We start from the raw sequence: 24419 nt of genomic DNA on the forward strand, positions 1-24419 counted from the left end.
CAATTGCGAATGTCGCTCTTATGTGGCGAGACGGCTCCGGGAGGTCGCGGATGGACACGGCACCGATGACTCCGGGCCGGTATGCCGAGCAGTGTCCCGAGCGGCCGGCCATCGTCATGGGCGCCACGGGTGAGGTAGTCACCTACCAGCAGCTCGAACAGCGCTCGCGGGCCTTCGCGCGTGGCCTGCGCCGCCGTGGACTCGGCGTCGGTGACCACCTTGCCATCCTCGCGGAGAACACCCGTTCGTTCCTCGAAATCGCCTGGGCGGCACAACGGTCCGGGCTGTACTACACCGCGATCAACCGGCATCTGCGCCGGGCGGAGGTGCAGTACATCCTCGACGACTGTGGTGCGCGGGCGCTGGTCGCGACCGCGGCGATGAATGACGTGGTGGCCGGACTGGACCTGGACCGGATGGCGGTGCAGATCTGCGCCGACGGTGAGCTCGACGGATTCGAGTGCTACGACGAGATTCTCGCCGCCGAGTCCGCCGAGTCCGCGGACCCACTTCCGGGTGAGTGTGAAGGCCGGGAAATGCTGTACTCCGGCGGAACCACCGGCCGTCCGAAGGGGGTGCGCAAACCCTTGCCGGCGACGGCGCTCGGAGATCCGGAGGCGGCGCCGGTGCAGATCGCGCGCGGACTGCTCGTCGCCGGCGCGCGCGAGGATGCGGTGTATCTGTCTCCCGCACCGCTGTACCACGCCGCACCGCTGGTCTTCGCGATGTCCTGGCAGCGGCTCGGTGCCACGGTCGTGGTCATGGAGCGTTTCGATCCTCGGCTGTGGCTGAGCCTGGTCGAGCGACACCGGGTCACGCACACGCAGATGGTGCCGACGATGTTCGTGCGGTTGCTGCGCTTACCTGCGGAGCAGCGCCGCGGCCACGACGTGTCGAGCCTGATCGATGTGGTGCATTCGGCCGCACCGTGCCCGGTCCCGGTGAAGCGTCAGATGCTCGACTGGCTCGGGCCGATCGTCAACGAGTACTACTCGGGCACCGAGGATGTCGGCAACACCTACATCTCGGCACGGGAATGGCTCGAGCATCCCGGTTCGGTGGGTCGTCCGGCGCAGCGGTGTCATATCGTCGGAGACGACGGGCGCGAGGTGGCGGCGGGGCAGACCGGTGTCGTGTACTTCGAGGGCGGGCGTCCGTTCGAATATCACAACGATCCCGAACGCACCGCGGCGGTGAGCGGCCCCCACGGCTGGCGCACACTCGGTGATATCGGCCATGTCGACGCAGCGGGATATCTGTACCTGACTGACCGGCAATCGCACATGATCGTCTCCGGTGGTGTGAACATCTATCCGCAGGAGGCCGAGAACGTCCTCGCTGCCCATCCGGCGGTTCTGGATGTCGCCGTGATCGGCGTGCCCGACGAGGAGATGGGCGAGCAGGTGAAGGCGGTGGTGCAACCGGTGGACCCGGCCGCCGCCGGGCCCGAGCTGGCCGTCGCACTGATTGCCGCCTGCCGCGCGGAACTGGCGCATTACAAATGCCCGCGCACCGTGGATTTCACCGTTGATCTACCGCGCGATCCCAATGGAAAGCTCTACAAAAGGCTGCTGCGGCAACGTTATCGAAGTGGTGAACACCTGATCTGAGCATCGGCGAGTGGATTCCAGGTGCCCGTCGGATCGCCGGGGCCGCTATGTCAGCGCCGCGGATCGTCCGGCACCCCTCGAAGCGGTGTCCGGCTCTCCGCCGCCGGCCTGCGGAGCGACCACTTCGGCGATTCCGGGGCGCGGCCACGGGCGTCCGTCGAGGCGTTCGATATCGGTGTTGAGCCGGCGTAGGTACCTAGCGAAGTTCTCCACATCCTCGGCCGACCACTCCTGCAGGATGCGGTTCAGGCTCGCGACGGTGGCAGCGACGGTCTGCTCGAGTTGCTGTGTGCCCGCCGCGGTGATGCGGAACTTGCGGGCGACTCCGCCGTCCGGGTCGGCGATGCGCTCCACCAGGCCGGCGCGCACCATGGTGGCGGTCTGCCGGTTGAGGGTGGAGGTGTCGAGTCCGAAGGCGGCGCTGAGCTGGCCGATGGACATCGGTCCCTGCATCGTCAGACGGTTCAGTACGACATAGGCGCTGCGCTCGAGTCCGGGCCGGCCGCGTCGCATCTGGTAGCGACTGAGCAACATGGACTCGAATTCGAGCAGGTGTATGGGGTTGTCCATGCCGTCTCCTTCCGCCCCGACGCTGTCCCGAGACGCGTATCACAGGCCGTTCGAATATCGAGTTGCTTAATGTGCATGATACATTACGTGTGCATAATGCACATCGTTGTGTAATTCTTTTCGAAATTCTTGTTGGCCAAGAGGAGACAAGTCATGGGCAAGCCTGACGCCGATCGGTCGGGCACGATCGTTGCGGTGCTGGCGTTCGCCGGGATCATCGCGTCGGTCATGCAGACCCTGGTGATTCCGCTGATCGCGAAGTTCCCCACCATGTTGCACACCACCGCCGACAACGCCACGTGGGTGATCACCTCGACGCTGTTGGTTGCCGCGGTGGCGACGCCGGTCGCGGGGCGCCTCGGCGACCTGTTCGGCAAACGCCGCATCCTGCTGCTGTCGACGATTCCGCTGATCGTGGGTTCGATCGTCTGCGCGCTGTCGGATTCGGTGCTGCCGATGATCGTCGGCCGCGGTCTGCAGGGGATGGGTGTGGGCATCGTTCCGCTCGGTATCAGCGTGATGCGCGATGTGCTGCCGGCGGAGAAGCTGGGTTCGGCCGTCGCGCTGCTGAGTGCGTCACTGGGTATCGGTGGCGCGCTGGGCCTTCCGATCGCGGCCGCGGTCGCCGAATACTCCGACTGGCGGGTGCTGTTCTGGGGCGCGGCAGTGCTGAGCGCCCTGATCGCGGTCGCGGTCTACCTGGCGGTGCCCGAATCGACGGTGCGCGCTCGTGGTGGTTTCGACTATGTCGGTGCCCTCGGAATCGGCGCGGGACTGGTCGCATTGCTGCTCGCGGTGTCCAAGGGGGGCAGTTGGGGTTGGGGTAGCCCGACCGTCGTCGGCCTGTTCGCGGCCGCGATCGTGATCCTGGTGGCCTGGGGCTGGTGGGAACTGCGGCTCGACGATCCGCTGGTGGACCTGCGGGTCGCCGCCCGGCCCGCTGTGCTGTTCACCAATGCCGCCTCCGTGGTCATCGGTGTCGCCATGTACTCCGCGTCGCTGATCGTGCCGCAGATTCTGCAGCTGCCCACCGCGACCGGTTACGGCCTCGGGCAGTCGATGATGGCCATGGGTCTGTGGATGGCACCCGGTGGTGTGATGATGATGCTGATTTCCCCGCTCGGTGCGCGGCTGTCGGCTGCGCGCGGCCCCAAGGTGACGCTGATCTCGGGTGCGCTGGTGATTGCGGCGGGCTACGCACTGACCACCGGACTGATGGGATCGACCTGGGGCCTGCTGGCCGCGACCTGTGTCATCAACGGTGGCGTGGGCCTCGCCTACGGTGCGATGCCCGCGCTGATCATGTCGTCGGTGCCGATCTCGGAAACGGCGTCGGCGAACAGTTTCAACACCCTGATGCGTTCGGTCGGCACCTCGGCCTCGTCCGCCGTGATCGGTATGGTGCTGGCGCAGATGACCATGTCGTTCCACGGGGTCGACGTCCCGACCGAGGGTGGATTCCAGACGGGTCTGCTGATCGGTTGCGGTGTGGCCGTGGTCGCGGCGGTATTCGCCTCGTTCATTCCGGCCCGGCGCCCGCAGCCGCCGGTCACCGTCGACGAGATCGTCGAGCCGGTCGCCGTGCGGGCCTGATCGCCGGGTGAGCCGGAGACGGAGGCGGGTCACCCGGCCGACCAGCCGCCGTCCACCGGGACGACCGCGCCGTTGATGAATGCGGCGGCGTCGGAGGCGAGAAAGACCGCGACCTCGGCCATCTGTTCCGGCTCACCGACACCGCGCATCAGCGACATCACCGGCTGCAGCCGGGTCACACCGCCGAGATCCCACTCCGGAGTGGGCTCGGCGGTGCCGGTGATCGTGGGGCCGGGCAGAATCGCGTTGCACCGGATGCCGTCGCCGGCATGGCTCCAGGCGACGTTGCGGGTGATGCCCACGACCCCGTGTTTGGCGGCGGTGTAGGCGATTCCGGCCGCGCCGCCGCGGATAGCGGCCTCCGAGGCGGTGTTGACGATCGAACCGATGCCCTGGTTCAGCATGTGCGGCAGCACCGCCCGGGTCATCAGGAAGGTGCCGGTGAGATTCACCGCGACGGTGCGTTCCCAGGTGGTGACGGGAGTGTCGGCCGGTAGCGCCATCTCGTCCATGACGCCGGCGTTGTTGCACAGGACGTCGATACGCCCGAAGGTGTCGATCGCGGTGCAGGTTGCGCGGGCCACCTCGATTTCGTCGGAGATGTCGACAACGACCGGAATCGCCGCCGCGCCGATCTCGGCGGCGGTACCCTGAGCGCCGTCGGCACTGGCATCCGCGGCCACCACCATGGCGCCGCATTTGGCGAAGGCGATGGCCATCGCTCGTCCGATTCCGGAGCCGGCCCCGGTAATCATGGCCACGCGGTTGTGGAAGCTGTTGGCGCTCAACGGTATTCCCTCCTCGGCTCACTGTGGGGGACCGGCACCCGGCGATGTCACCGCCATAACCGGACATCGATGTCCGGTTGCGAGTGTAGGCCGGTGGCAGGGCGGCGTCGAGGGAACTGACGAGTACTACGAAATACGGGGTGCCGGACCGCAGGGGACCGGGGAGGAAATGGTGGGGAGTGCCTGGTCGGCGCCGCCGGCGTCGACGGAGGCGTCGGTGACCGAACGGCTCAGCGATTGAACGGCGCGGCGGCGATGGCGTCGTCGAGGACGCCCAGCGATCCGCCGAGCTCGGCGGTGAGGCTGCGCACCACCGCGACATCCTTTCGCAGGAAATCGCCGACGGCATTGCCGAATTCGGCGACCGAGTTCTTGGCGGCGATGCTGGTGAGCACCCGGCCCGACGAACTGGCATGTGGCAGCGCCGACAGCAGTGCCGACTCCTGGACCCCGAGTTGCCCGGCCAGTTCCACGGCCGCCGCCACCAGCCCCGCCTGCGCCGCGAACAGTGCATTGTTCACGAGCTTGACCCGCTGCCCCGATCCGAGCCCACCGACGTGCAATAGCGGATCGGCATAGGCCGACAGCACCGGGTGCAGCGCGGCAGCGGTGTCGTCGTCGGCGCCGACGAACACGGTGAGCGTTCCGGCAGCGATATCGTGCGGTCCACCGCTGACCGGTGCATCGGCCACCCGCACGCCGTGCCGCCGCGCCTGGACGTCGACGGCCGCGGCGGTGCGCGGGTCACCGGTGGTGTGTACCGCCAGGATCGCCCCGGAGCTCATAGCCGCGAGCAGATCACCGCCCAGGCACACCTCGCGCACCTGGTCGTCGGAGAACACACACACCACGACCACCTGCGCGCCGGCGGCCGCTTCGCCCGGGGTGCCGACGGGGTGACCGCCGGCGGTGGTGACCGCCGCACGAACCTCGGGGCGGCGGGCGGTGGCCCGCACGTCATGTCCGGCGCCGGCCAGCCGCCGGACCATCGGCAGTCCCATCCGTCCCGCGCCGACGAATCCGATCCGCATCGGTATCACCGCCGCTGATCCATCAGCGCGAGTGTCGCGTCGGCGGCGGTGAGTACGACGCCGGGTTCGGCCCCGGCCGCATCGGCCAGACCCGCGACCAGCGAGACGTCCTTGCGCAGCAGTGCGCCCGCGTACTGGGCGAGCCGGTCGAGACTGATTCCCGCATCGACAACTCGCCCCAGCGCGAAACTGTTCGCCGAGCCGCGCCCGATCACCTCGCCGAGCCGCGCGGGATCCACACCGAGCTCCGTACCGAGGGCGAAGGTGGTCATCGACGTCGCGAGATTCGCGGTGAACAGCAGATTGTTGAGCAGCTTGGTGACCTGCCCGGCGCCCACGTCGCCGAGATGCACCACCGGATCGGCGTAGCTGTCGAAGACCGGCCGGCAGCGGGCGAGCACGTCGGGATCGCCGCCGGCCATCACCAGCAACCGGCCCGCCTCGGCCGCCGGCCCGCCACCGCTGACCGGTGCGTCGATCAGTGCGACGCCCTGTGCCGCCGCGACCTTCGCCAGCTCGCGGCAGGTGTCGGGGTGGATCGTGCTGTGCACGGCGACCACCCCACCGGAGTCCATTCCGGCCAGCACGCCGTCCGCACCGGTGAGGACCTCGCGTACGTCGTCGTCGCCGACAACGCAGACACATGCCAGATCACTGGCTGCTCCCAGCGCCGCCGGCGATTCGGCGGTCGCCGCTCCGGACCGGGCGAAGGGGTCCAGGGTGGCGGCCCGGCGCGCCCACAACGTGGTGGGGTGCCCCGCGGCGATGATGCGTTGCGCCATGGGACCACCCTGGCTGCCCAATCCGATGAAACCGACCCGCATGGTTTCGACCTTTCCGTCGACGGTGACACTCACGGCGTGGGCTCCGGCTGCCGGGCCGGCGCCGGACGGTAGAAGGTGGCCAGCAGTCCGGCGGTGGCGACGATTGCCACTCCGGCCGCGACGGCGGCGCCGGCCCAGCCCACGACCTCGATATCGGCGGCGTGATCGATCGAGAGCCATCCCGGACCCAGCATCGCCGTGGCCAGTGCGGCGACCGCGAGCACCAGGACGTACTCGTAGCCCTCCTTGAAGACGAAGAATCCGTTCTTCCGGTGCGCCAGCAGCCCGGCCACCAGCATCACCGAGATGATCGCCGCACACGCCAGCGGCGTGAACAGACCCAGTACCAGCAGCACACCCGCGCCGATCTCGGTGATCACGCTGAACCATGCCTGCAGGATTCCGTTGCGCAGGCCCAGGCCGGAGAACCAGCGTGCGGTGCCGTCGATGCGCCCGCCACCACGCCAGTGGTTGAGTCCGTGCGCGATCATCGTCACGCCGACCACCAGGCGCAACAGCAGCAGTGCCACATCGGAGACGTCCATATTCGCCTCACCTTCCGGGCCGGGTGAGTTCGGCCCCGTCGAATTGTCTTGCCGTGCCGTGGAAGCCGTCGCCGGCGGCGAGCAGGCACTCCTCGGTGAACGCGAGCACACCGAGGTGATACGCGCGTGCCGCGCATCCCACACTGAGATTGTGTCCGCTGCCCGGCTGCCTGTTGAGTACCACCCGTGGTGCCCGGGTGAACGCGGCACCGGCATATTCCAATCCCTCGGGATCGCTGCGCCACACCCGCTCGTGATCGGCGACGGTGAAACGCACCGGAACCGGGATCCGCGCGGCCAGTGCCGGAAATTCGGTTTCGGCCCAGTCGGTGACCGTCGCCGCCTCGAGCCGGGGGCCGGTCGCCGCCAGTGCGGCACCGCCGACCACATCGCGCGGATACAGATCCGCCGGTTGCCACAGCAGTTCGTGGAGGCCACGCGGTCGGGTGCCCGGTTCGCGTCCCTCGAAGAGCAGCTGCCGGGCCGCGGCGCTGTATTCGCGTCCGGTGCCGGCGAGTTCGAGCCCGAGCAGCGCACCGCCCCGATCGTCGGCGGCCATCCGCATCGCCAGTTCACAGCCTGCCGAATGGGCGATCAGGACCGTGCCTGCGCCCTGCGGTTCGTCCCGGAGCAGGCGGGCCACGGCGGAATACATCAGATCCACCCGTGCCTGCGGATCCCACAGCCGGTCGGCGAACGGGGCCGACGCGCCGTAGCCGGGCCGATCCAGTGCCAGCACGGTGAAACCGAACTCGCTTCCGGTGCGCAGCAGTGACAGTTCAGGGTGTCCGGGGCAGTCGAAGTAGGTGGCGGTGGTCGCCCCGCCGTGGATGGCGACGAGTACCGCACGGGGGTTGCGGGCCCGCGCCAGCAGGCCGGAGACCCCGATGCCGGCGACCTCCGTCTGCACCGGGCCCGGTGTGCCGTGGGGTGATTCGCTGCCGGGCGGGCAGGGCGGATCGGGGGTGCTCACGGTCATCGGTCACTCCGCAACAGCAGCACTCCGCTCGGGGTCAGGCCACCGCTACTGGTGACCGCGACCCGCGCGCCGGGCACCTGGCGGGGGCCGCCCCTCCCGCGTAGTTGCACGATCGCCTCGTGCAGCAGGCCCATGCCGTGGGTGCGTCCGTGGGACAGCTGCCCGCCGTGGGTGTTGAGGGGGAGGATGCCGTCTCGCGCAATGTTCTTACCACCGTCGAGGAAGTCCTTGCTCTCCCCGATACCGCAGAAGCCCAGCGCCTCGATCCAGGACAGGCAGTTGAAGCTGAACCCGTCGTAGAGTTCGGCGACGTCCACGTCCTCGGGCCGCAGGTCGGTGCGCGACCACAGATGGGCCGACTGCCCCAGTACCTGCGGTTCGTGGGCGAGGGTGCTCTGATCCCAGTCCAGGCGTTCGAGGATCTGCGTGCCGACCGCCTCCACGTACACCGGTGGCGTGGCCAGATCGGGCACCGTCTCGACCGCCGAGACGATCACCGCGACGGCACCGTCACAGGGGACGTCGCAGTCGTAGAGCCCGAACGGGCTGGTCACCGGCCGCGCCGACAGGTAGTCCTCCATCGTCAGCGGACTCCGGTACACCGCGGTGGGGTTCAGCTCGGCATTGGCGCGTTGATTGAGTGCGATCCAGCCGAGCGTCTCGCGGGTGGTGCCGTAACGGTGGAAGTGTCGCTGCGCGTTCTGCGCCAGGGTGTGTGCGGCCGATACGGCGCCGAAGGGCAGCTGCCAGCTGGTGGTGCGCGGCCCGGCGCCCGGCGGTGTCACGGAGCCGGAGCGGACCAGTTCGTTGTGGGTCGCTTCCCACACGGTCCGGAAACACAGCACGTGCCGGGCCAGCCCACCGGCGACCGCGAGCATCGCCGCGATCACCGAGCCGCCCGGCCCGAAGGTCTCCATGCCGCCGTTGTACCAGGTGGGGTGCAGTCCCAGTGCCGATTCGAGAGCCGTCACGCCGCCCTCGCCCATACCGCCGAGGTTGCCGCCGCCGGGATAGGTCGACAGGCCGTCGATATCGGCCATGGTGAGTCCGGCGTCGGCGACGGCCTGTTCACATGCCTGCACCGTGAGCTGCAGTGGCGGCACCATGAGACGCCGGCCGAGATCGGACATGCCGATACCGGTCAGCGCTACCCGATCCTCGAATTTCGTGGCGGTGGCGCGGGGACGGACATGGTCGGCGTAGCGGCCGGGCTCGATCTCGTCGCGCGGCAGTGGCGCCGGCTCGGGTTGTTCGGCAACCGGCTGGAACAGCGGCAGCCACACGTCGTCGTGCTGCTCGAACCGGACTTCCATGAGCATGCCGAGTTCGAGGTCGTCCGGCGCGCCGCCGACCACCGTGGTGGTCAACCTGATCCGCGGATCCTCGACCAGCGCGACCTGGCCCACGACGTAGGGCGGCGGCAATCCCGGCAGCCCGAACCGCTCGTTGCGGGTGAAGCCGATCAGGATGGCGTGCCCGGAGACCTCCCGCACCCCCATCTCGGTGCCGCGGCAGTAGCGGCACACCGGCTGCGGTGGATGGATCAGTTCCGCGCAGGCACAGCAGTGCTGAATGCGCAGGCGGCCGTCGGCCCCTGCGGTCCAGAAGAATTCGTTCTGCGCGGTGAGCTGGGGCAGCGGCCGTTGCGGCGCGGTGGTCACCCGGACCTCCTGTTGTGTGCGGGACATCGGCCTGCGCAGCGGTGGCGCGAGCGGATCGGCCCGCTCGCGCCACCGATGGTGCGGCTCAGTGAATGTCGGCCTGTTCCTTACGGGCGGTCACCGGCTCCGCCAGCCGTTGCTCGTCGCAGATCACCTGCAGCTTCTCGAGTGTCGCATCCAGACCTTCGCCGAGCCGCTCACCCGGGGTGAAGGTGGCCGGCAGATGTCGCATGCCCTGGATGACGGCGATGGTGTCGTAGTGCACCGTGCTGCCCGGATCGCAGCGGTAGTCGGGCATCCGGTCGAGCACCGCGAGCAGCATGCGCTTGAACACCGTGCGCGCCACGTTCGAGCCGATGCAGCGGTGTACACCGAGACCGAAACTGTAGTGCCGGTTGCGATGCCGGTCGATGACGATCTCGTTGGGGTCGTCGAACACCTCCGGGTCCCGGTTGGCCATCGCCCACGACAACCACAGCCGCTCACCTTCGGCGAATTGCTTGCCCGCGACCTCGCAGTCCTCGGAGATGGTCCGGCCGTCTCCCGGCGCGGGAGCGTAGAACCGCAGGAACTCCTCGGTCGCGGAATCCAATAGCGTTTCGCGTTCCTTGCTGAGGGTTTCGCGCTGATCGGGGTTCTCCGACAACCATTCCAGGGCATGGGCGGTCAGTGCGGTGGTGGTGTCGAAACCGCCGCCGATCACGAGCCCGAGAATTCCGAGGCGCTCCAGGTCCGGCATCGGCTCGCCGTTCAGGGTCGCATTGGCCACCGCGTTGATCAGCCCGGGGCGCGGATTCTCCTTGATCTCCATCAGATTGGTGAGCAGATCCAGGCCCATTTCCCGGTGCATCTCGGTGACCCGCTCGATATCCGGTGAATCCGGCGGGGTGTAGACCGCCGCATGCACCGGTTCGTTGTAGAGAGTCCATTTCTTGATCGGGATGCCCAGCATCGCCAACGTCAACACCGCAGGAACGACATTGGCGAGATCGTCGACGAAATCGATCTGCCCCGACTCGATCTTCTCGTCGAGTGCGGCGCGCACCACCTCGTCGATGAACGGGATCCACCGGTTGACCGCCGCCGGGGACAGGTACGGGTTCAGCCCCGAACGGGCCTCGCGATGTTCGGGCTCGTCCATCTCCAGGAATCCGCCCCGCACCGCGGCGGCGCGTGGTGGTTTGGGGATCGAGATGCCCTCGTAGCCGTTGCGGTCCCCGGTCACATCGTGATCGTTGGAGACGTGCGGGCAGCGGGCGAGTTCGAACACCTCGCGGTTTCCGGCGGCCACCCAGTGCCCGTCGTAGGTGTCCGACCAGGCGATCGGGCATTGCTGCTGCATGTGCTGGGTGATGGGCAGGAAGTTGTCGCGGTATTCCGGCGCGTAGCGGTCGAAGGAGTACTGCGGCTGTCTGCGCTCGTCGTCCGGCGTCTCGGCTGCGGTCACATTTTCGGCGGTCACGGCGGTCCTCTCAGGTTATGGTGATCGCTCGTTCCGGGCACGACTGGGCGGCCTCGCGGACCTGTTCCTCCTGATCGGGTGGAACGTCCTCGCTGACCGCCGAGGAGTGCCCGTCGATGTCACTGAGTTCGAACGATTTCGGAGCGACCATCGCGCACAGGGTGTGGCCCTGGCAGCGCTCCGGATCTACGTGAACCTTCACGATGTCTCCCCTTAGACGTGATAGTCGTACCACTTGAGGTAGCCGCCGGCGTCCACCCGCATCTGCATGCCGGTGACATAACGGGATTCGTCCGACGCCAGGAACAAGACCATGTTGCTGGTGTCCTCCGGTTCGATCCACGGCACCGGCATGGCCTGCTGCACATGGAATCCGGGCTGGGCGTCGGCCAGGGTCGGGTGTTCGAGGTCCGGACGGAACGAGCGGTACATCGGCTCGCTCTGCAACATATCGGTGTTGCAGTTGGTCGGGTGAACGACGTTGGCGCGAATGTTGTCGGCTGCCAGGTGCGTGGCGATTTCGTGAATGAACATGGACAGTTCGCGCTTGGCGACCATGTAGGCGACGCCGCCGGGGTCCTTACCGGGCTGGTCGACCTTGGAGGCATCCATCAAGGCCGCAGTGGAGCCGGTCGCGATGACCGAGGCGCCGGCCTTCAGATGCGGCAGTGCCGCGTGCACGGTGTTGATCACGCCGATGAGGTTGGTGTCCATCACGTCGATCCAGGCCTGCCACTTCGGCTCGCCCTTCATCCCGGCAACACCGGCCTGTGCCACCACGACGTCGAGATGGCCGAATTCGGCGATGCCACGCTGGACCGCATCGCGCAGGGCGGCGACGTCGCGAACGTCGGCCTGTAACGAGACGACTCGCCGCCCGGTCTTCTCGATCAGCCGGGCGGTCTCCTCGAGATCCTCCGGCCGGGCCATCGCGTAACCGATGGTGTCGATGTCCTTGCAGATGTCCACCGCGATGATGTCGGCGCCCTCGGACGCCAACTTGACCGCATGACTGCGGCCCTGCCCTCGTGCGGCACCGGTGACGAGGGCGACTTTGCCTTCCACGCGTCCCACTGGTGTTCCTTTCGATAGTGCTGTTGTCTGCCAACGCATTGCGCGGTGGAGCTCAGGTGTTGCGGCCGCCGTTCACGCCCAGGATCTGGCCGGTGATGTAGCCGGCGTCCTCGGAGGCGAGGAAGGCGCACGCGGCGGCGATGTCCTCGGGCCGGCCGACGCGGCGGACCGGCGTGCGGGCGATGTGGTCGTCGATGGTGCCGCCGAGGCGCCCGGCCTGTTCGGACTTGCGCAGCATCGGGGTATCGATGAACCCCGGTGGAACGGCGTTGACGGTGATGCCTTCGGGGCCCAGTTCGAGTGCGAGGGATTTGGTGAGCCCGTTTACGGCCGATTTCGCCGACACGTAGTGCGACATGTACGGCTGGCCGGAATGGGTACTGGACGAGGAGATGTTCACGATCCGCCCCCAGTGCGCGGCCCGCATATCCGGCAGCACGGCCTGGATGCAGTGGAAGACACCGTGCAGGTTCACCGCGATCGTGTGTTCCCACTGCTCGAAGCTCAGGTTGGCGAAGCGCCGGTACCCCTCGACACCGGCGGCGTTGACCAGCACCGTCACCGGTCCGAGTTGCTCGCGGATCGCGCCGAGTGCGGCGTCGATCTGGGCGCGGTCGCTGACGTCGGCGGTGTGGTCGTATTCGCCGTCGCCGGGCTTCAGGTCCAGGGTTGCGACGTGAAAGCCGTCGGCGCGCAGCCGATTCGCCACGGCAAGTCCGATCCCGGAGCCGCCGCCGGTGACCAGTGCAGTCTTCACGCCCACGGTTCGGCCCCTTGGATGGTCGTGCGATGCAGTTCGCGTTCGGAGCTCGCGTCGTAGGGGAGGGCGCGGTGCAGGATTCCGGTGTTGTCCCACACCACCAGATCGCCGACCGACCAGTCGTGGGTGTAGGAGAAACGCGGCTGGGTCGACCATTCCAGCAGCTCGTCGAGCAGCTGCCGGCTCTCCTTCGGATCCATGCCGACGATGTGATCGGCGGTGGCGCCGACGACCAGGGAGCGGCGCCCGTCCGCACGCTGCCACACCAGCGAGGTTTCGTGGGTCGGCAGGTGCCGCCAGTCCGCGACCTGTTCATCGGTGGGTTCGGGATGCACCAGCCGCTGGGAGGCTTCGAAACTGTGTACCACCCGCAACTGGTCGTAGCGCTTGCGTTCGGCCTCCGACAGTCCCTCGTAGGCGGCGTACGTGCTGGCGAACTGGGTGCCGCCGCCCTCCATCGCCACGTGCCGCGCGGTGAGCACCGTGGCCTTGGCCGGCACGTCGTTGGTGGTGTCGTCGATATGCCAGAAGAAGGTGCCTTCGAGATATTTCGCAGCCCGGTTCTTCTCGGGATTCAGTGTGATGGTGAAGATTTCACGCCCGCCGGGGGCCAGCACGGTGCCCAGTCGCCGACAGAACGCCAGCTGGGCGTCGTCGTCGAGATGCAGCCCGCGCACGACGAGGACGCCGCGCCATTTCAGAGCCTCGGTGCACCGGCTGATCACCGTGTCGTCGTGCAGATCCTCGACTCCGGTGACCTCCACTCCGATCGTGGGGTTCAGCGCTGTCGTCGCAACCACAAGAATCTCCCTTCCAATTGTGAGAACCATACTCTCGGCTGGTGTTTCTCCGCAAGGTTTCGAGGATTCGCGTCCGTGCGCCGGGAAGTCCCGGTCGCGGAGGAGGTGGCGCCGAGTTCTGCCATTGCTTGGGTTTACGTTGCTCGGATACATTATTCTCTGGTATCGAGAATGGAATTTCCATAGAACGAGGAGACGGGATGCCAGCTCAGGGCAACGCGACGGCCGGCGACGGGCGCGCCGTCACCAGACGAATGCTGATCAACGGTGAACTCGTCGCGGGGGAGCGCAGTTTCTCCTCGCTCAACCCCGCCACCGGTGAGATCTACGGATACGCGCCGGAGGCGAGCGTCGCCGACACCGAAGCCGCGATCGCGGCCGCGCGCCGGGCCTTCGACACCACCGACTGGTCCACGAACACCGAGTTCCGGGCGCACTGCCTGGAGCAGTTCTACAACGCGCTGCGCGACAACGTGGAAGAACTTCGGGAGCTGACCATCGCAGAGGTCGGTGCGACCCGCATGATGACTCACGCCAATCAGCTCGAGACGCCGTTCGAGATCGTGAAGTATTTCGCGGGACTCACCCGGACCTACCCGCGCACCGAGGATCTCGGCGAGGCCGAGGATCGTGGCCGCAAGCACCGGCGCTGGGTGGAGCGCGAAGCCTCCGGTGTGGTCGCGGCGATCGCCGCCTACAACTACCCGCATCAGCTGGCGCTGGCGAAGCTGGCTCCGGCGCTGGCCGCCGGGTGCACGGTGGTTCTCAAGGGCGCGCCCGACACCCCGCTCGCGACGCTGGCGCTCGGTGAGGTGATCGCCGAGCACACCGACATCCCCGCCGGGGTGGTCAACGTCCTGTCGGGTTCGGACGTCGAGGTCGGCAAGACCATGACCACCCACCGTGATGTGGACGTCGTCAGCTTCACCGGATCCACCGTCGTGGGCCGCCAGATCATGTCCGCCGCAGGCGATTCGCTCAAGCGGGTGTTCCTGGAACTCGGTGGCAAGTCCGCGGCCGTCGTGCTCGACGACGGAGATGTCGACACCGCCGCCATGTTCGGTGCCTTCAGCATCTGCAGCCACGCCGGGCAGGGCTGCGCCATCACCACCCGCATGCTGGTGCCGCGCGCCCGTCACGACGAGATCGTGGAGAAGGTGGCCGGCTTCATGGGCAAGGTCAGCTACGGGGACCCGGGAGATCCCGCGAACTATATGGGCCCGCTGATCTCGCAGCGCCAGCGTGACAAGGTGCACGGCCTGGTGCAGCGCGCCGTGGACGCGGGCGCGAAACTGGTGTGCGGCGGCGAGAAGGTCGATCCGGGGTACTTCTACACCCCGACCCTGCTCGCCGGCGTCGATCCCGACAGCGAGATCGCGCAGGAGGAGGTCTTCGGCCCCGTGCTCGCGGTGATCCCGTTCGACGACGACGAGGACGCCGTGCGGATCGCCAACAACTCCATCTACGGGCTGTCCGGCGGCGTGTTCTCCGCCGACGAGGACCGGGCGCTGGCGGTGGCACGGCGGATCCGCACCGGCACCATGAGTATCAACGGCGGCAACTACTTTCACCCCGACGTGCCCTTCGGCGGCTACAAGCAGTCCGGCATCGGCCGCGAGATGGGTACGGCCGGTATCGAGGAGTTCCTCGAGCAGAAGTCCTTCGGCGCGGTGGTGGCGTGATGAGCAGCAAACCCCTGGACGGGATCCGGGTACTCGAGGTCGCCATGTACGGTTTCGTGCCGTCGGCCGGCGCGGTGCTGGCCGAATGGGGGGCGGACGTGGTGAAGGTGGAGCATGCCCGCACCGGTGATCCGCAGCGCGGGCTGCGCCAGATCGGCCCCATCAAGGTCGAAGGCGATCCCAACCCCAACATCGAGCATGCCAACCGCGGCAAACGCAGTATCGGACTGGACATGTCGACCGAGCAGGGACGCGAGGTGATCCACGAACTGGCCAAGACCGCCGACGTCTTCCTGACCAGTTTCCTGCCCCAGGCGCGCACCAAATTCGGAATCGACGTCGACGACATCCGGGCAGTGAATCCGGATATCGTCTACGCGCGCGGTAGTGCCCTGGGCCCGCGCGGCGAAGAGGCCACCAAGGGCGGGTTCGATATGACCGCGTTCTGGTGCCGTGGTTCGGTGGCGGCCACCATCACCCCCGAGGGGATGGACGGCCTCATCTCCCCACCGGGCCCGGCCTTCGGGGACACCATCTCCGGTACCAATCTGGCCGGCGGTATCGCCGCGGCACTGCTCAAACGCGAACGCACCGGCACCCCCTCGGTGGTCGACGTGTCGTTGCTGGGCAGCGGCCTGTGGTCGATGGGCCACACGATCGCGCTGTCGGGACATGTGAACGAGCCGCTGCTGGCGCCCGCGCCGGGGTCACACGGTGCGCTGACGAATCCGCTGTCGGGCCTCTACAAGACCTCCGACGACCGGTATCTGTCCCTGGTGATGTTGCAGCCCACCAAGTTCTGGGGTGACGTGATGCGCCATATCGACCGCCCGGAACTGGCCGACGATCCGCGCTTCGCCACCACGGAATCGATCGCGGCCAATACCGAAGCGGGCGTGCAGATCCTGCGCGAAGCCATCGGTAAGCGCAGCCTCGCCGAATGGACGGAGAAACTGGCGACGCTGTCCGGTCCGTGGGCGCCGGTGCAGGATAGTCTGCAGGTGGGGTCGGATCCGCAGATCCGTGCCAACGAATACCTGGTGCAGGCCGGTGAGCTGGAAATGGTCGCCAATCCGGTGCAGTTCGATGTGACCGCCCCCGACACCCGGCCCGGCCCGGAATTCGCCGCGCACACCGAGGAGGTGCTGCTCGAACTCGGGCTGGACTGGGATCGCATCATCGCGCTGAAAACGGCCGGCGCTATCACCTGACGTACTCGGAGAGGAGGGCGCCGGCATGCCGAGCGTGGCGTCGATCGGAACCTATCTGCCGTGCTGGGGCGGCCCGGACGGCAGACTGCCCGGGGACGACGAGGATGCGGTGACTCTCGCCGTGGAGGCCGGTCGCGCCGCCTTGTCGGGCGCCCCGCGGGCGACCGCCTATGTGGAACGTGTCGTGGTGGTGAGCCGGGATCTGCCGCTGCTGGAGAGCAGTAACGCCGCGGTACTGCTGGCGGGGCTCGGCCTGGACCCCGAGCTCGAGGTGATCGAACGTCTCGGCGGTGCGCCGGCGACACTGGATGCATTGAGTTCCGCGCGTCCGCGCACGCTGATCATCGGTGTCGACCTGGATCCCGCCGGTGCGGCGGCGGCCCTGGTCGCCGAGCGTGGGCTGGCGGTGCGCACCGCAGCCCGGGTCGCGCGCAGTCTGCCGGTGCGTACCCGCAACACCACCGGTGCTGTGCACGACTACGGCGACCCACGGCTGCTGCACGAACGCGGTCTGGTGGCGTCACTGGCGGTGGCCTGGGTGGATACCCCTGCGATGGTGGCGGGGGTCGATCATCGTGAGGCCGCGCACCTGTGTCTCGGCGACCCACCGCGACTGCCGACCACCGGTGCCGGGTCGAGCCTGTTCGCCCTTGCGGCACTGGCCGAATGGGGGCAGACCGGCCTGCTCGTCGGGGTCGAGCAGGCCAGCCTGTCCGGGGTGACGGTATCCGCCGGTCCGGTCCGGGTGTACCGGCGGGAACCGGAGGTGCGGGCCGAACCGGACGGTGTCGCTGTACCGGGCGCGGACATCCCGATTTCGCTGGCTGCTTACGAACGGGCCTTCGAAGCGAAGGTGCGCTGGGAGGCGGGGGTACATCCGGGTAGCGAGGAATTGGATTTTCCGCCGCGCTACCGCTTGGACGAGGCAGGCCGGCTCACCACCGACTACACCCTGGTCCCGTTGCCGCGCACCGGAACCGTCTACACGCAGGTGACCGTGCACGTCCCGGTGCCCGGCCTGCGTACGCCCTACTCGCTGGCGATCGTCGAACTGGACGGCGTCGAGGTTCGCGCGCTGGTCAAGGTCACCGGGACCGATCCGGGCACCGTCCGCATCGGCGACCGCGGGCGCATGGTGTTGCGCCGGGTGGCGATGCGCTCCGGGGTGCCCGACTACGGGTATGCGTTCGAACCCGAGCAGGAGACAGCATGAGAAGAGTCGCGGTCGTCGGCGCCGGGATGACGCCGTTCGCCGAGCATTTCGCCCTCGGCATCAAAGATCTGCTGCCGATGGCGTTCGCCGAATGCGCCGGTTCGGTCGACAAAGGAGTCGCCACGGCCGATCTGCAGGCGGCTTGGTTCGGCGCCATGGGGACCCCCGACGGTTTTCCCTCCGGCATCTTCGCCGATGTGCTCGGCCTGCCCGATCTGCCCGTGACCCGGATCGAGAACTCGTGCGCCACCGGAAACGACGCGGTGCGTAACGCGCTCTACGGGATCGCCTCGGGTGCGTGCGATGTGGCGCTGGTGATCGGTGCGGACAAGGTGCGCGAATCCGCGTCCAAGGACATGGTCTGGGAGTGGGAGGCGATGGCGCGTGATATGGCCTGGGACTACCCGCTGGGCCTGATCGCACCCGCCGGATTCGCTCTGCACGTAGCCCGCTATCTGCACGAATCCTCGGCCGGGCGGGAACATCTGGCCATGATCGCCGTCAAGAACCATCGGCACGGTGTCGCCAATCCGAAGGCACGCCTGCGTTTCGAGATCACCCTCGAACAGGCACTGAACGCGCCGATCGTCGCCGACCCGTTCGGCGTCTACGATTGCGCACCGCAGAGCGACGGCGCCGCGGCCCTGATCCTGGCCGCCGAGGATGTGGTGGATCGCTACACCGATCGTCCGGTGTGGATCCGGGGTGTGGGCCTGGGCCTGGATTCGGTGATGCACCAGCACAAGCGGGATATGACGAGCTTCCCGGCCACGGTCCGGGCAGCCGCGCGTGCCTTCGGGATGGCCGGACTGACTCCGGCCGACGTCGACGTCGCCGAGGTGCACGACTTCTTCACCGGAATCGAACTGATCAGCTACGAGGACCTCGGCTTCGCCGACCGCTTCGAGGCACACAAGCTGCTGGAAGCGGGCACGACCGGGATCGGCGGGACACTACCGGTGAATCCGAGCGGCGGATTGAAATCCAAAGGACACCCGCCCGGCGCGACCGGTGTGGCACAGTGTGTGGAATTGTTCTCCCAGCTGCGCGGCACCGCTGCCAACCAGGTCGAGCGAGCGCGAATCGGATTGGCGCACAATCTCGGCGGACCCACGGCGGTATCGGCGGTGACGATTCTGGAGGGGCCCGGCACCTGAGATGTCATCGCGATCGGATACCGAGGTCGTCGCGCTGGTCACCGGTCGCCCGTCCCGGCGCCGCACCGTCCTGGATTGGGCCGCCCGCTACGTCGGCCGCGACGGGACCGTCCACGTGGTGTGTGACGGCACCTTGGCACCGGCCATGGTGAGTTCGATCATGGTCGGCATCTTCATCGACGCCGAACAGGTCGAACACGCCGACTTCGCCCAGACCGCGATGCTGCTCGCCCCGCACGGCTGCAACTGGACCTGGCAACACGTCCCGTTCGGCGCCGGCGGCCATGCGGTGGCACTGGCTCGGCGCAAGAGCCTGCTGGCGGTCGTCCCGGCCCGGTCACACTGGTTGCGGCCCCAGACGGTGCGCATCGTCAGCCCGGACTGAGAGGCAGGAACAGGCGCGGCGTGCTCAGCGGATGCCGTGCACACCGTGTTCGAGCAGGTCGAATACTGCCCGGAGTGCGGCGGGTTTCGCGCATGTGGGAGCCGGTATCTCCTTCGAGGACCCCACCGTATTCCGTCAGGTCTACGGTGTCGGCCCCACGGGGGCCACACCGATCCGCCCCCAACGGCTATATCGCCTGGCGGACGTCGGCCGCACCACCGGATCGGACCCGGGAACTGATCGATGTTCTGCCGTCGGTCGCGGCGGTCCGTACCGGGCGATGAGGTGACGACAGCCTGCGCACGGAAGATCAATTCCGACCGTCCCCGACGCGCCCGCACGGTACCGTGCGGGCACTCGGTATCGGTGCGTGTGCGGTACCGGAACGAAGAGGAGTTCGGTCATGGATATATCGCTCGTGGCACCGGAACTGCGCGGACCGTTGCGTTGGGTGCCGCCCCTGCCGATCGGCCACCGGTGGGCGCTGCGGCTGTTGAGATGGGGGGCCGCGCATCGTCCGGCCCGTGACGTGGACGGGGTGCGCATCGAAAGCCTCACGGCCGGGCGGGTCCCGTTGCGCGTCTATCGTCCCACCGCGGGGGCGACCGATGCGGCGCTGCTGTGGATCCATGGTGGTGGTTATGTGCTCGGCAGTCCCGCCCAGGACGAGACGCTGTGCGCCGTCACCGCGCGAAAGCTGGGTCTCACGGTCGTTTCGGTCGATTATCGCCTCGCTCCCGAACATCCGTTCCCGATCCCGCTGGACGACTGCTGGATCGCCTGGATGTGGTTGCAGCGCAACGCGGCTCGATTCGGCACCGATCCGGCGCGGGTGGTGCTCGGCGGTCAGAGCGCGGGCGGCGGACTCGCGGCCTGCCTGAGTCAACGGCTGGTGGCCTCCGGTGGGTCGCGTCCGTCGGCGCTGTGGTTGAGTGCGCCGATGCTCGACGATCGCACGGTGGTCCGCAGCGATCTGGACGGCGTGAAGCATTTCGCCTGGAGCAACCGGCAGAACCGGCACGGCTGGCGCAGCTACCTCGGTGCGGAACCGGGCACGTCACCGGCGCCCGAGTTCGCGGTGGCCGCCCGGCGTGACGATCTCACCGGTCAGCCACCGACCTGGATCGGGGTGGGGGAGATCGACCTGTTCCACGCCGAGGATCTCGCGTATGCGGACCGGTTGCGTGCCGCCGGGGTGGAGGTCGAGGTGGATGTGGTGCCGGGCGCGCCACACGGGTTCGAGAGCTGGGCGCCGGGAGTCCCCGTCACCCGCGATTATCATGCGCGATCGCGCCGCTGGTTGGCGGAGACTCTCGGTCTGTGACGGATCGGGTCCGGTCAGTTCCCCGGCACTCGAATGGTGCGCCCCACGCCCTCGGGCTGCGGTGATGCGGCCTGTCTCGCGGCGAAATCCGTGAGCCGGGCCGACATCTCGGCCGGCAGTGGGGCCGTCCGCCGCGTCCCGAGGTCGACATGGAGATCCAGTTGCTCCGACACCGCCGCACGCGTGCCGTCGCCGAGGTTGCGCAACTCGTGAAAGAAGTGCAGCCGCTTGGCATCCACGCCGAGTAACCACGAGTCGACGGCGAGACGGCTCCCGCGTCGCACCTCGCGCTCGTAGCTCATCGTGGTCTGCACGACGACCTTCCCGAATCCGGTCCGGCGGACGTAGTCGTCGCCCAACCCCAGGATGTCGGTGAATGCGGCATGGGCGCGGTAGATGACGATCCCGTAGTACTGGGCGTTCATGTGGTCGTTGATATCGATCCACGCATCCTCGACCGCGCATTCGAGGGTGCGCACACTGCCGGCCGCGTCGGCGCGCCGCAACGGTGTGCTCTCGGGCATCGTGGGGTCCTCTCGTGGCGAACGGGTCGACACCGATCATCGGCCGCACGGGAAACGCGGGTCAACTCCCGATCCCGCTGGGCAATGCGGTTGCCGGTTCAGGCTGCGGAGAGAATGCCGCCGTCCACTCGGTACTGGGCGCCGGTGAGCCATTTGGCCCGCTCGGAAGCGAGGAATGCGATCATTTCCGCGACGTCCTCGGGTTCGCCCGGGCGGCCCATGGGCACCTGCAGGTGGTCCACGATCTGCTGCCGCACCTCGTCGACGCCGACACCCCGCTGCTCGGCCAGGTGCCGCAGATGATCGGCTGCCCCCTCGGTGACGACGAACCCCGGCAGCACACACACCACGCGCACACCGTGTTTCCCCACCGCGGTCGCCAGCTCGCGGCTGTAGGCATTGAGTGCGGCCTTCGCGGCGGCATAGGACGCCTCCGCGGGCTGGGGGAGACGGCTCGCGATCGACGAGACGTGCACCACGACGCCGGAACCCCGCTCGACCATCCCGGGAACCAGCGCGCGATCGAGTCGGACCGCGCTGAGCAGGTTCATCTCGAGATCGGACAACCATGACGCGTCGGTCCGCTGCAGGGTCGGCATCGACGGGGTCATCGCTCCGGCATTGTCGACCAGCACATCGACACCACCGACGCTGTCCAGTACGCGGTGCGCGAGCTCGGCGACTCCTGCTTCCGAGCGCAGGTCGGCGCGAATGAAGCCGGCCGGGAGGTCGTCCGGTGGCGCAGTGCGTGATGCCGTCAGCACCGTGGCGCCACCGGCGGCGAACCGGCGAGCGGTCGCTGCCCCCAGCCCGCGGCTGCCGCCGGTGACCAGTACGCGCAGACCGGCGAACTCTTCGTGTGTCACGAGGTACTCCTTCAGTAAAGTGAACCCGACTCCGGAAACTGTACACATAAACGGAGTCGGGCTCACCTTAGGGAGGAAACAGTGCCACCATCACGCCCACTGCGTGCCGATGCCCGCCGCAACCGCGATGCCCTGCTGGCCGCGGCGAGGTCGGCACTGCTCGCCGACGGTGACGCCTACGTCGAGGAGATCGCCCGCCGAGCCGGCGTGTCCGTCGGCACCCTGTACCGCCACTTCGACACCCGCGAAGCGCTCGTGGCGGAGGTGTATCGCCGAGAAGTCGCCGAACTGTGTGCGGCACCCGCGCGACTGCTCGCACACCACCCCGCGGACCAAGCCCTGCACGCCTTCCTGCTGCTGCTCGTGGAGCATGCGGCGGTAGGTAGGGGAATGGGTGCAGTGCTGGAGAGCATCATGGCCACCGACTCCCCGATCTACGACGACACCCGCGCCGAAATGGCCGGCGCCCTCGACGAGCTCCTTGCCGCAGGTGCGGCCGACGGCCTGCTGCGCGGTGGAATCAGCGGCCGTGTCGTGCTGCGCGCACTGGGTGGCATCTGCGGAATACGCGCCACCGGCTGGAGGGAGGACGCAGTCGTGATCGTCACGATCCTCTACGACGGGTTACGTTACAGCGCACCATGATCCGGACGGGTGCTCGGTGCTGTCCGGTAGAGGTGAGCCGTCGCCGGTCAGCGTTGCCGGGTCGGGCGCACGACGATCTCGTTGACGTCGACGTCTGCCGGTTGATCCATCGCGTAGGCCACGGCGGCGGCGATGGCCGCCGGTGGCATGGCGTGGGCGCGGTAGGTACGCATCGCCGCTGCCGCCCCCGGATCGGTGATCGAGTCCGCCAGTTCGGACGCCACCACACCCGGCGAGATCGTCGTGACCCGGATTCCCGGATCGCACTCCTGGCGCAGCCCTTCGGTGATGGCCCATGCGGCGTGTTTGGTGCCGCTGTAGACGGCGCCGGTCGGCACCACCTCGTGTGCTCCGACACTGGCGACGGTCAGGAAATGCCCGGCGCCCTGTGCGGTGAAATGCGGTAACACCGCGGCGATTCCGTGCAGCAGTCCGCGGATGTTGACGTCCACCATTCGATCCCACTGCTCGACCAACAGGGAATCGAGCCGTGACAGCGGCATGACGCCGGCATTGTTCACCAGCGCATCCACCCTGCCGGTCTGCTCGAGGGCGGCCCCGGCGAAGGCCTCGAACGATGCTCGGTCGGTGACATCGAGCGCCACGGCGCGGACCCGGCCGCCGGTCCGTTCGGCGAGTGCCTGTACGCGATCGAGCCGCCGAGCACCGGCGGCGACCTGATGGCCCGCCTCGGCGAGATGCAGGGCGATGGCTGCACCGATGCCGCTACTGGCTCCGGTGACGAGAACTGTCTTCGATGTCGATTCCATGCCGACCACGATCGCCGGGTAGGCGTTGCGATGGCAGGACGGCCTTCTCCTGGGAGTAGCGCACCCAGGATGAGGGTCCGGCCGCGGCCTACGCTGGATTCCGTGGCTGTTACCGAACTCGGCGAATACCTGCGCGCCCGTCGAGCGCAGGTGCGTCCCGCCGATGTGAATCTTCGGTCGAGCGGCACACGTCGGGTGCCGGGGCTGCGGCGCGAGGAGGTGGCACTGCTGGCCGGTGTCAGCGTCGACTACTACATCCGCCTCGAGCAGGGCCGCGAACGGGGACCCTCGGCGCAGGTCGTCGACGCGCTGTCCACGGCACTGTGCCTGGACGACGACGGCCGCCGGCACCTGTTCCATCTGGTCGGCCTCGGCCCGCGGGCTCGAGCGGCGGCCGGCCGCGATCAGGTGGATCCGGGCCTGCTCCAGCTAATGAGTGCCTGGCCAGACAACCCCGCCGTCGTCTACAACCGCGCCTACGACGTCCTCGCCTCCAATGCGATCGCCGACGCGTTGTTCCACGACTGGACCCATTCCCGGAATCTGCTGCACATCGTGTTCACCGACCCGGTGGCGCGCACCTTCTACCGGGACTGGCACGACGTGGCGCGGAATTCGGTCGCAGGCTTCCGTCTCGGCTACGGCGAGGCACCCGACGATCCCCGGGTCCGGCAGGTACTCACCGAGCTGCTCGACCGCAGTCCCGAATTCGCACGACTGTGGGACACGCACGATGCTCGCGGCAAAGCATTGGCGCACAAGCATTTCGACCACCGTGACGTCGGCCCGATGATGCTGACGATGCAAACCTTCGACGTCCGCTCCGATCCCGGGCAGCAACTGGTCGTCTACCACGCCGAACCGGCCTCACCCAGCAGCCGCGCCCTGGCGTTGCTGGGCTCCCTCGCTGCCACCGCCCGCGAACGGACCTCGCTCCACTGAGCC

The 24419-nt window shown here is 68.0% G+C and carries 25 protein-coding genes; 10 read left to right on the plus strand and 15 right to left on the minus strand.

All coding sequences use genetic code 11. From position 1 onward, the window contains the following. Positions 1 to 50: 50 nt before the first annotated feature. Positions 51 to 1610, plus strand: a complete 1560-nt coding sequence (locus tag NV2_RS15350; RefSeq protein ID WP_084474757.1) for an acyl-CoA synthetase — start codon at positions 51 to 53, stop codon at positions 1608 to 1610. Positions 1611 to 1655: 45 nt separating this feature from the next. Here the strand turns inward: NV2_RS15350 and NV2_RS15355 are convergent, their stop codons facing one another. Then, positions 1656 to 2180, minus strand: a complete 525-nt coding sequence (locus NV2_RS15355) for a MarR family winged helix-turn-helix transcriptional regulator (protein WP_084474760.1) — start codon at positions 2178 to 2180, stop codon at positions 1656 to 1658. 153 nt (positions 2181 to 2333) lie between these two features. Here NV2_RS15355 and NV2_RS15360 point away from each other — a divergent pair, with 153 nt between their 5' ends. Next, positions 2334 to 3773 carry an MFS transporter gene (locus NV2_RS15360; RefSeq protein ID WP_067873832.1) on the plus strand — a complete coding sequence of 480 codons (1440 nt, stop codon included), beginning with the start codon at positions 2334 to 2336 and terminating at the stop codon, positions 3771 to 3773. Between the two features lie 29 nt (positions 3774 to 3802). On the opposite strand, the gene NV2_RS15365 is transcribed toward NV2_RS15360, so the two are convergent. The 11 genes from NV2_RS15365 to NV2_RS15420 all read right to left on the minus strand — a co-directional run bounded on the left by NV2_RS15365 (position 3803) and on the right by NV2_RS15420 (position 13697). Further along, positions 3803 to 4561, minus strand: a complete 759-nt coding sequence (locus tag NV2_RS15365; RefSeq protein ID WP_210749190.1) for an SDR family NAD(P)-dependent oxidoreductase — start codon at positions 4559 to 4561, stop codon at positions 3803 to 3805. 230 nt (positions 4562 to 4791) lie between these two features. After that, positions 4792 to 5592, minus strand: a complete 801-nt coding sequence (locus tag NV2_RS15375; RefSeq protein WP_067874041.1) for an NAD(P)-dependent oxidoreductase — start codon at positions 5590 to 5592, stop codon at positions 4792 to 4794. Positions 5593 to 5597: 5 nt separating this feature from the next. After that, the gene (locus NV2_RS15380) at positions 5598 to 6416 is read right to left on the minus strand and encodes an NAD(P)-dependent oxidoreductase (RefSeq protein ID WP_067874044.1); all 819 of its coding nucleotides are present in this window, start codon (positions 6414 to 6416) and stop codon (positions 5598 to 5600) included. A gap of 29 nt (positions 6417 to 6445) precedes the next feature. After that, entirely contained in the window at positions 6446 to 6961 is a 516-nt protein-coding gene (locus NV2_RS15385; RefSeq protein WP_067873839.1) for a DoxX family protein, read from the minus strand. 7 nt (positions 6962 to 6968) lie between these two features. After that, positions 6969 to 7940 carry an alpha/beta hydrolase gene (locus NV2_RS15390; protein ID WP_067873842.1) on the minus strand — a complete coding sequence of 324 codons (972 nt, stop codon included), beginning with the start codon at positions 7938 to 7940 and terminating at the stop codon, positions 6969 to 6971. Beyond that, a complete protein-coding gene (locus NV2_RS15395; protein ID WP_067874048.1) occupies positions 7937 to 9601 on the minus strand; it encodes a thiolase C-terminal domain-containing protein in 1665 nt (554 codons plus the stop codon). The genes NV2_RS15390 and NV2_RS15395 overlap by 4 nt, the downstream gene beginning before the upstream one ends. An 85-nt stretch (positions 9602 to 9686) precedes the next feature. Continuing rightward, positions 9687 to 11063, minus strand: a complete 1377-nt coding sequence (locus tag NV2_RS15400; protein WP_067873845.1) for a cytochrome P450 — start codon at positions 11061 to 11063, stop codon at positions 9687 to 9689. A gap of 10 nt (positions 11064 to 11073) precedes the next feature. After that, the gene (locus NV2_RS15405; protein ID WP_067873848.1) at positions 11074 to 11265 is read right to left on the minus strand and encodes a ferredoxin; all 192 of its coding nucleotides are present in this window, start codon (positions 11263 to 11265) and stop codon (positions 11074 to 11076) included. Between the two features lie 11 nt (positions 11266 to 11276). Then, the gene (locus NV2_RS15410; protein ID WP_067873851.1) at positions 11277 to 12137 is read right to left on the minus strand and encodes a mycofactocin-coupled SDR family oxidoreductase; all 861 of its coding nucleotides are present in this window, start codon (positions 12135 to 12137) and stop codon (positions 11277 to 11279) included. A 52-nt stretch (positions 12138 to 12189) separates the two neighbouring features. Further along, on the minus strand, positions 12190 to 12894 hold the full coding sequence (locus NV2_RS15415) for an SDR family NAD(P)-dependent oxidoreductase (RefSeq protein ID WP_067874050.1): 705 nt from the start codon (positions 12892 to 12894) through the stop codon (positions 12190 to 12192). Continuing rightward, entirely contained in the window at positions 12891 to 13697 is an 807-nt protein-coding gene (locus NV2_RS15420; protein ID WP_067873853.1) for a TauD/TfdA dioxygenase family protein, read from the minus strand. Before NV2_RS15420 ends, NV2_RS15415 begins: the two co-directional genes overlap by 4 nt. Positions 13698 to 13897: 200 nt before the next feature. Here NV2_RS15420 and NV2_RS15425 point away from each other — a divergent pair, with 200 nt between their 5' ends. The 6 genes from NV2_RS15425 (at position 13898) to NV2_RS15455 (ending at position 20669) form a co-directional block, all read left to right on the plus strand. Beyond that, the gene (locus NV2_RS15425; protein WP_067873856.1) at positions 13898 to 15379 is read left to right on the plus strand and encodes an aldehyde dehydrogenase family protein; all 1482 of its coding nucleotides are present in this window, start codon (positions 13898 to 13900) and stop codon (positions 15377 to 15379) included. Further along, entirely contained in the window at positions 15379 to 16590 is a 1212-nt protein-coding gene (locus tag NV2_RS15430; protein WP_067873859.1) for a CaiB/BaiF CoA transferase family protein, read from the plus strand. Before NV2_RS15425 ends, NV2_RS15430 begins: the two co-directional genes overlap by 1 nt. Before the next feature lie 25 nt (positions 16591 to 16615). Further along, positions 16616 to 17803 (plus strand): OB-fold domain-containing protein, encoded by a 1188-nt coding sequence (locus NV2_RS15435; RefSeq protein ID WP_067873861.1) that lies wholly within the window; start codon positions 16616 to 16618, stop codon positions 17801 to 17803. After that, positions 17800 to 18960 carry a thiolase C-terminal domain-containing protein gene (locus tag NV2_RS15440; RefSeq protein ID WP_067873864.1) on the plus strand — a complete coding sequence of 387 codons (1161 nt, stop codon included), beginning with the start codon at positions 17800 to 17802 and terminating at the stop codon, positions 18958 to 18960. The genes NV2_RS15435 and NV2_RS15440 overlap by 4 nt, the downstream gene beginning before the upstream one ends. Position 18961: 1 nt before the next feature. Then, the gene (locus tag NV2_RS15445) at positions 18962 to 19345 is read left to right on the plus strand and encodes a hypothetical protein (RefSeq protein ID WP_067873867.1); all 384 of its coding nucleotides are present in this window, start codon (positions 18962 to 18964) and stop codon (positions 19343 to 19345) included. A gap of 403 nt (positions 19346 to 19748) precedes the next feature. Further along, positions 19749 to 20669, plus strand: a complete 921-nt coding sequence (locus NV2_RS15455) for an alpha/beta hydrolase (RefSeq protein WP_067873872.1) — start codon at positions 19749 to 19751, stop codon at positions 20667 to 20669. Between the two features lie 14 nt (positions 20670 to 20683). On the opposite strand, the gene NV2_RS15460 is transcribed toward NV2_RS15455, so the two are convergent. After that, on the minus strand, positions 20684 to 21193 hold the full coding sequence (locus NV2_RS15460) for a thioesterase family protein (RefSeq protein ID WP_067873875.1): 510 nt from the start codon (positions 21191 to 21193) through the stop codon (positions 20684 to 20686). 98 nt (positions 21194 to 21291) lie between these two features. Then, on the minus strand, positions 21292 to 22059 hold the full coding sequence (locus tag NV2_RS15465; protein WP_067873878.1) for an oxidoreductase: 768 nt from the start codon (positions 22057 to 22059) through the stop codon (positions 21292 to 21294). 81 nt (positions 22060 to 22140) lie between these two features. Between NV2_RS15465 and NV2_RS15470 the strand changes: the two genes are divergently transcribed. Further along, positions 22141 to 22704 carry a TetR/AcrR family transcriptional regulator gene (locus NV2_RS15470; RefSeq protein WP_067873880.1) on the plus strand — a complete coding sequence of 188 codons (564 nt, stop codon included), beginning with the start codon at positions 22141 to 22143 and terminating at the stop codon, positions 22702 to 22704. A 47-nt stretch (positions 22705 to 22751) separates the two neighbouring features. On the opposite strand, the gene NV2_RS15475 is transcribed toward NV2_RS15470, so the two are convergent. Further along, positions 22752 to 23474: an SDR family oxidoreductase gene (locus tag NV2_RS15475; protein WP_174550596.1), complete on the minus strand. Its 723-nt coding sequence runs from the start codon at positions 23472 to 23474 to the stop codon at positions 22752 to 22754. Positions 23475 to 23576: 102 nt separating this feature from the next. Between NV2_RS15475 and NV2_RS15480 the strand changes: the two genes are divergently transcribed. Then, positions 23577 to 24416, plus strand: a complete 840-nt coding sequence (locus NV2_RS15480) for a helix-turn-helix transcriptional regulator (RefSeq protein WP_245662613.1) — start codon at positions 23577 to 23579, stop codon at positions 24414 to 24416. Positions 24417 to 24419: the final 3 nt, after the last annotated feature.

It is taken from the genome of Nocardia vermiculata NBRC 100427, from assembly GCF_001613265.1.
In the GTDB taxonomy this organism is placed as follows: Bacteria; Actinomycetota; Actinomycetes; order Mycobacteriales; family Mycobacteriaceae; genus Nocardia; species Nocardia vermiculata.

Coding starts and splice junctions, on each gene's coding strand:
- NV2_RS15350 (WP_084474757.1), top strand. CDS start 51: ATGGACACGGCACCGATGACTCCGGGCCGGTATGCCGAGCAGTGTCCC.
- NV2_RS15355 (WP_084474760.1), bottom strand. CDS start 2,180: ATGGACAACCCCATACACCTGCTCGAATTCGAGTCCATGTTGCTCAGT.
- NV2_RS15360 (WP_067873832.1), top strand. CDS start 2,334: ATGGGCAAGCCTGACGCCGATCGGTCGGGCACGATCGTTGCGGTGCTG.
- NV2_RS15375 (WP_067874041.1), bottom strand. CDS start 5,592: ATGCGGATCGGATTCGTCGGCGCGGGACGGATGGGACTGCCGATGGTC.
- NV2_RS15380 (WP_067874044.1), bottom strand. CDS start 6,416: ATGCGGGTCGGTTTCATCGGATTGGGCAGCCAGGGTGGTCCCATGGCG.
- NV2_RS15385 (WP_067873839.1), bottom strand. CDS start 6,961: ATGGACGTCTCCGATGTGGCACTGCTGCTGTTGCGCCTGGTGGTCGGC.
- NV2_RS15390 (WP_067873842.1), bottom strand. CDS start 7,940: ATGACCGTGAGCACCCCCGATCCGCCCTGCCCGCCCGGCAGCGAATCA.
- NV2_RS15425 (WP_067873856.1), top strand. CDS start 13,898: ATGCCAGCTCAGGGCAACGCGACGGCCGGCGACGGGCGCGCCGTCACC.
- NV2_RS15430 (WP_067873859.1), top strand. CDS start 15,379: ATGAGCAGCAAACCCCTGGACGGGATCCGGGTACTCGAGGTCGCCATG.
- NV2_RS15435 (WP_067873861.1), top strand. CDS start 16,616: ATGCCGAGCGTGGCGTCGATCGGAACCTATCTGCCGTGCTGGGGCGGC.
- NV2_RS15440 (WP_067873864.1), top strand. CDS start 17,800: ATGAGAAGAGTCGCGGTCGTCGGCGCCGGGATGACGCCGTTCGCCGAG.
- NV2_RS15445 (WP_067873867.1), top strand. CDS start 18,962: ATGTCATCGCGATCGGATACCGAGGTCGTCGCGCTGGTCACCGGTCGC.
- NV2_RS15455 (WP_067873872.1), top strand. CDS start 19,749: ATGGATATATCGCTCGTGGCACCGGAACTGCGCGGACCGTTGCGTTGG.
- NV2_RS15460 (WP_067873875.1), bottom strand. CDS start 21,193: ATGCCCGAGAGCACACCGTTGCGGCGCGCCGACGCGGCCGGCAGTGTG.
- NV2_RS15475 (WP_174550596.1), bottom strand. CDS start 23,474: ATGGAATCGACATCGAAGACAGTTCTCGTCACCGGAGCCAGTAGCGGC.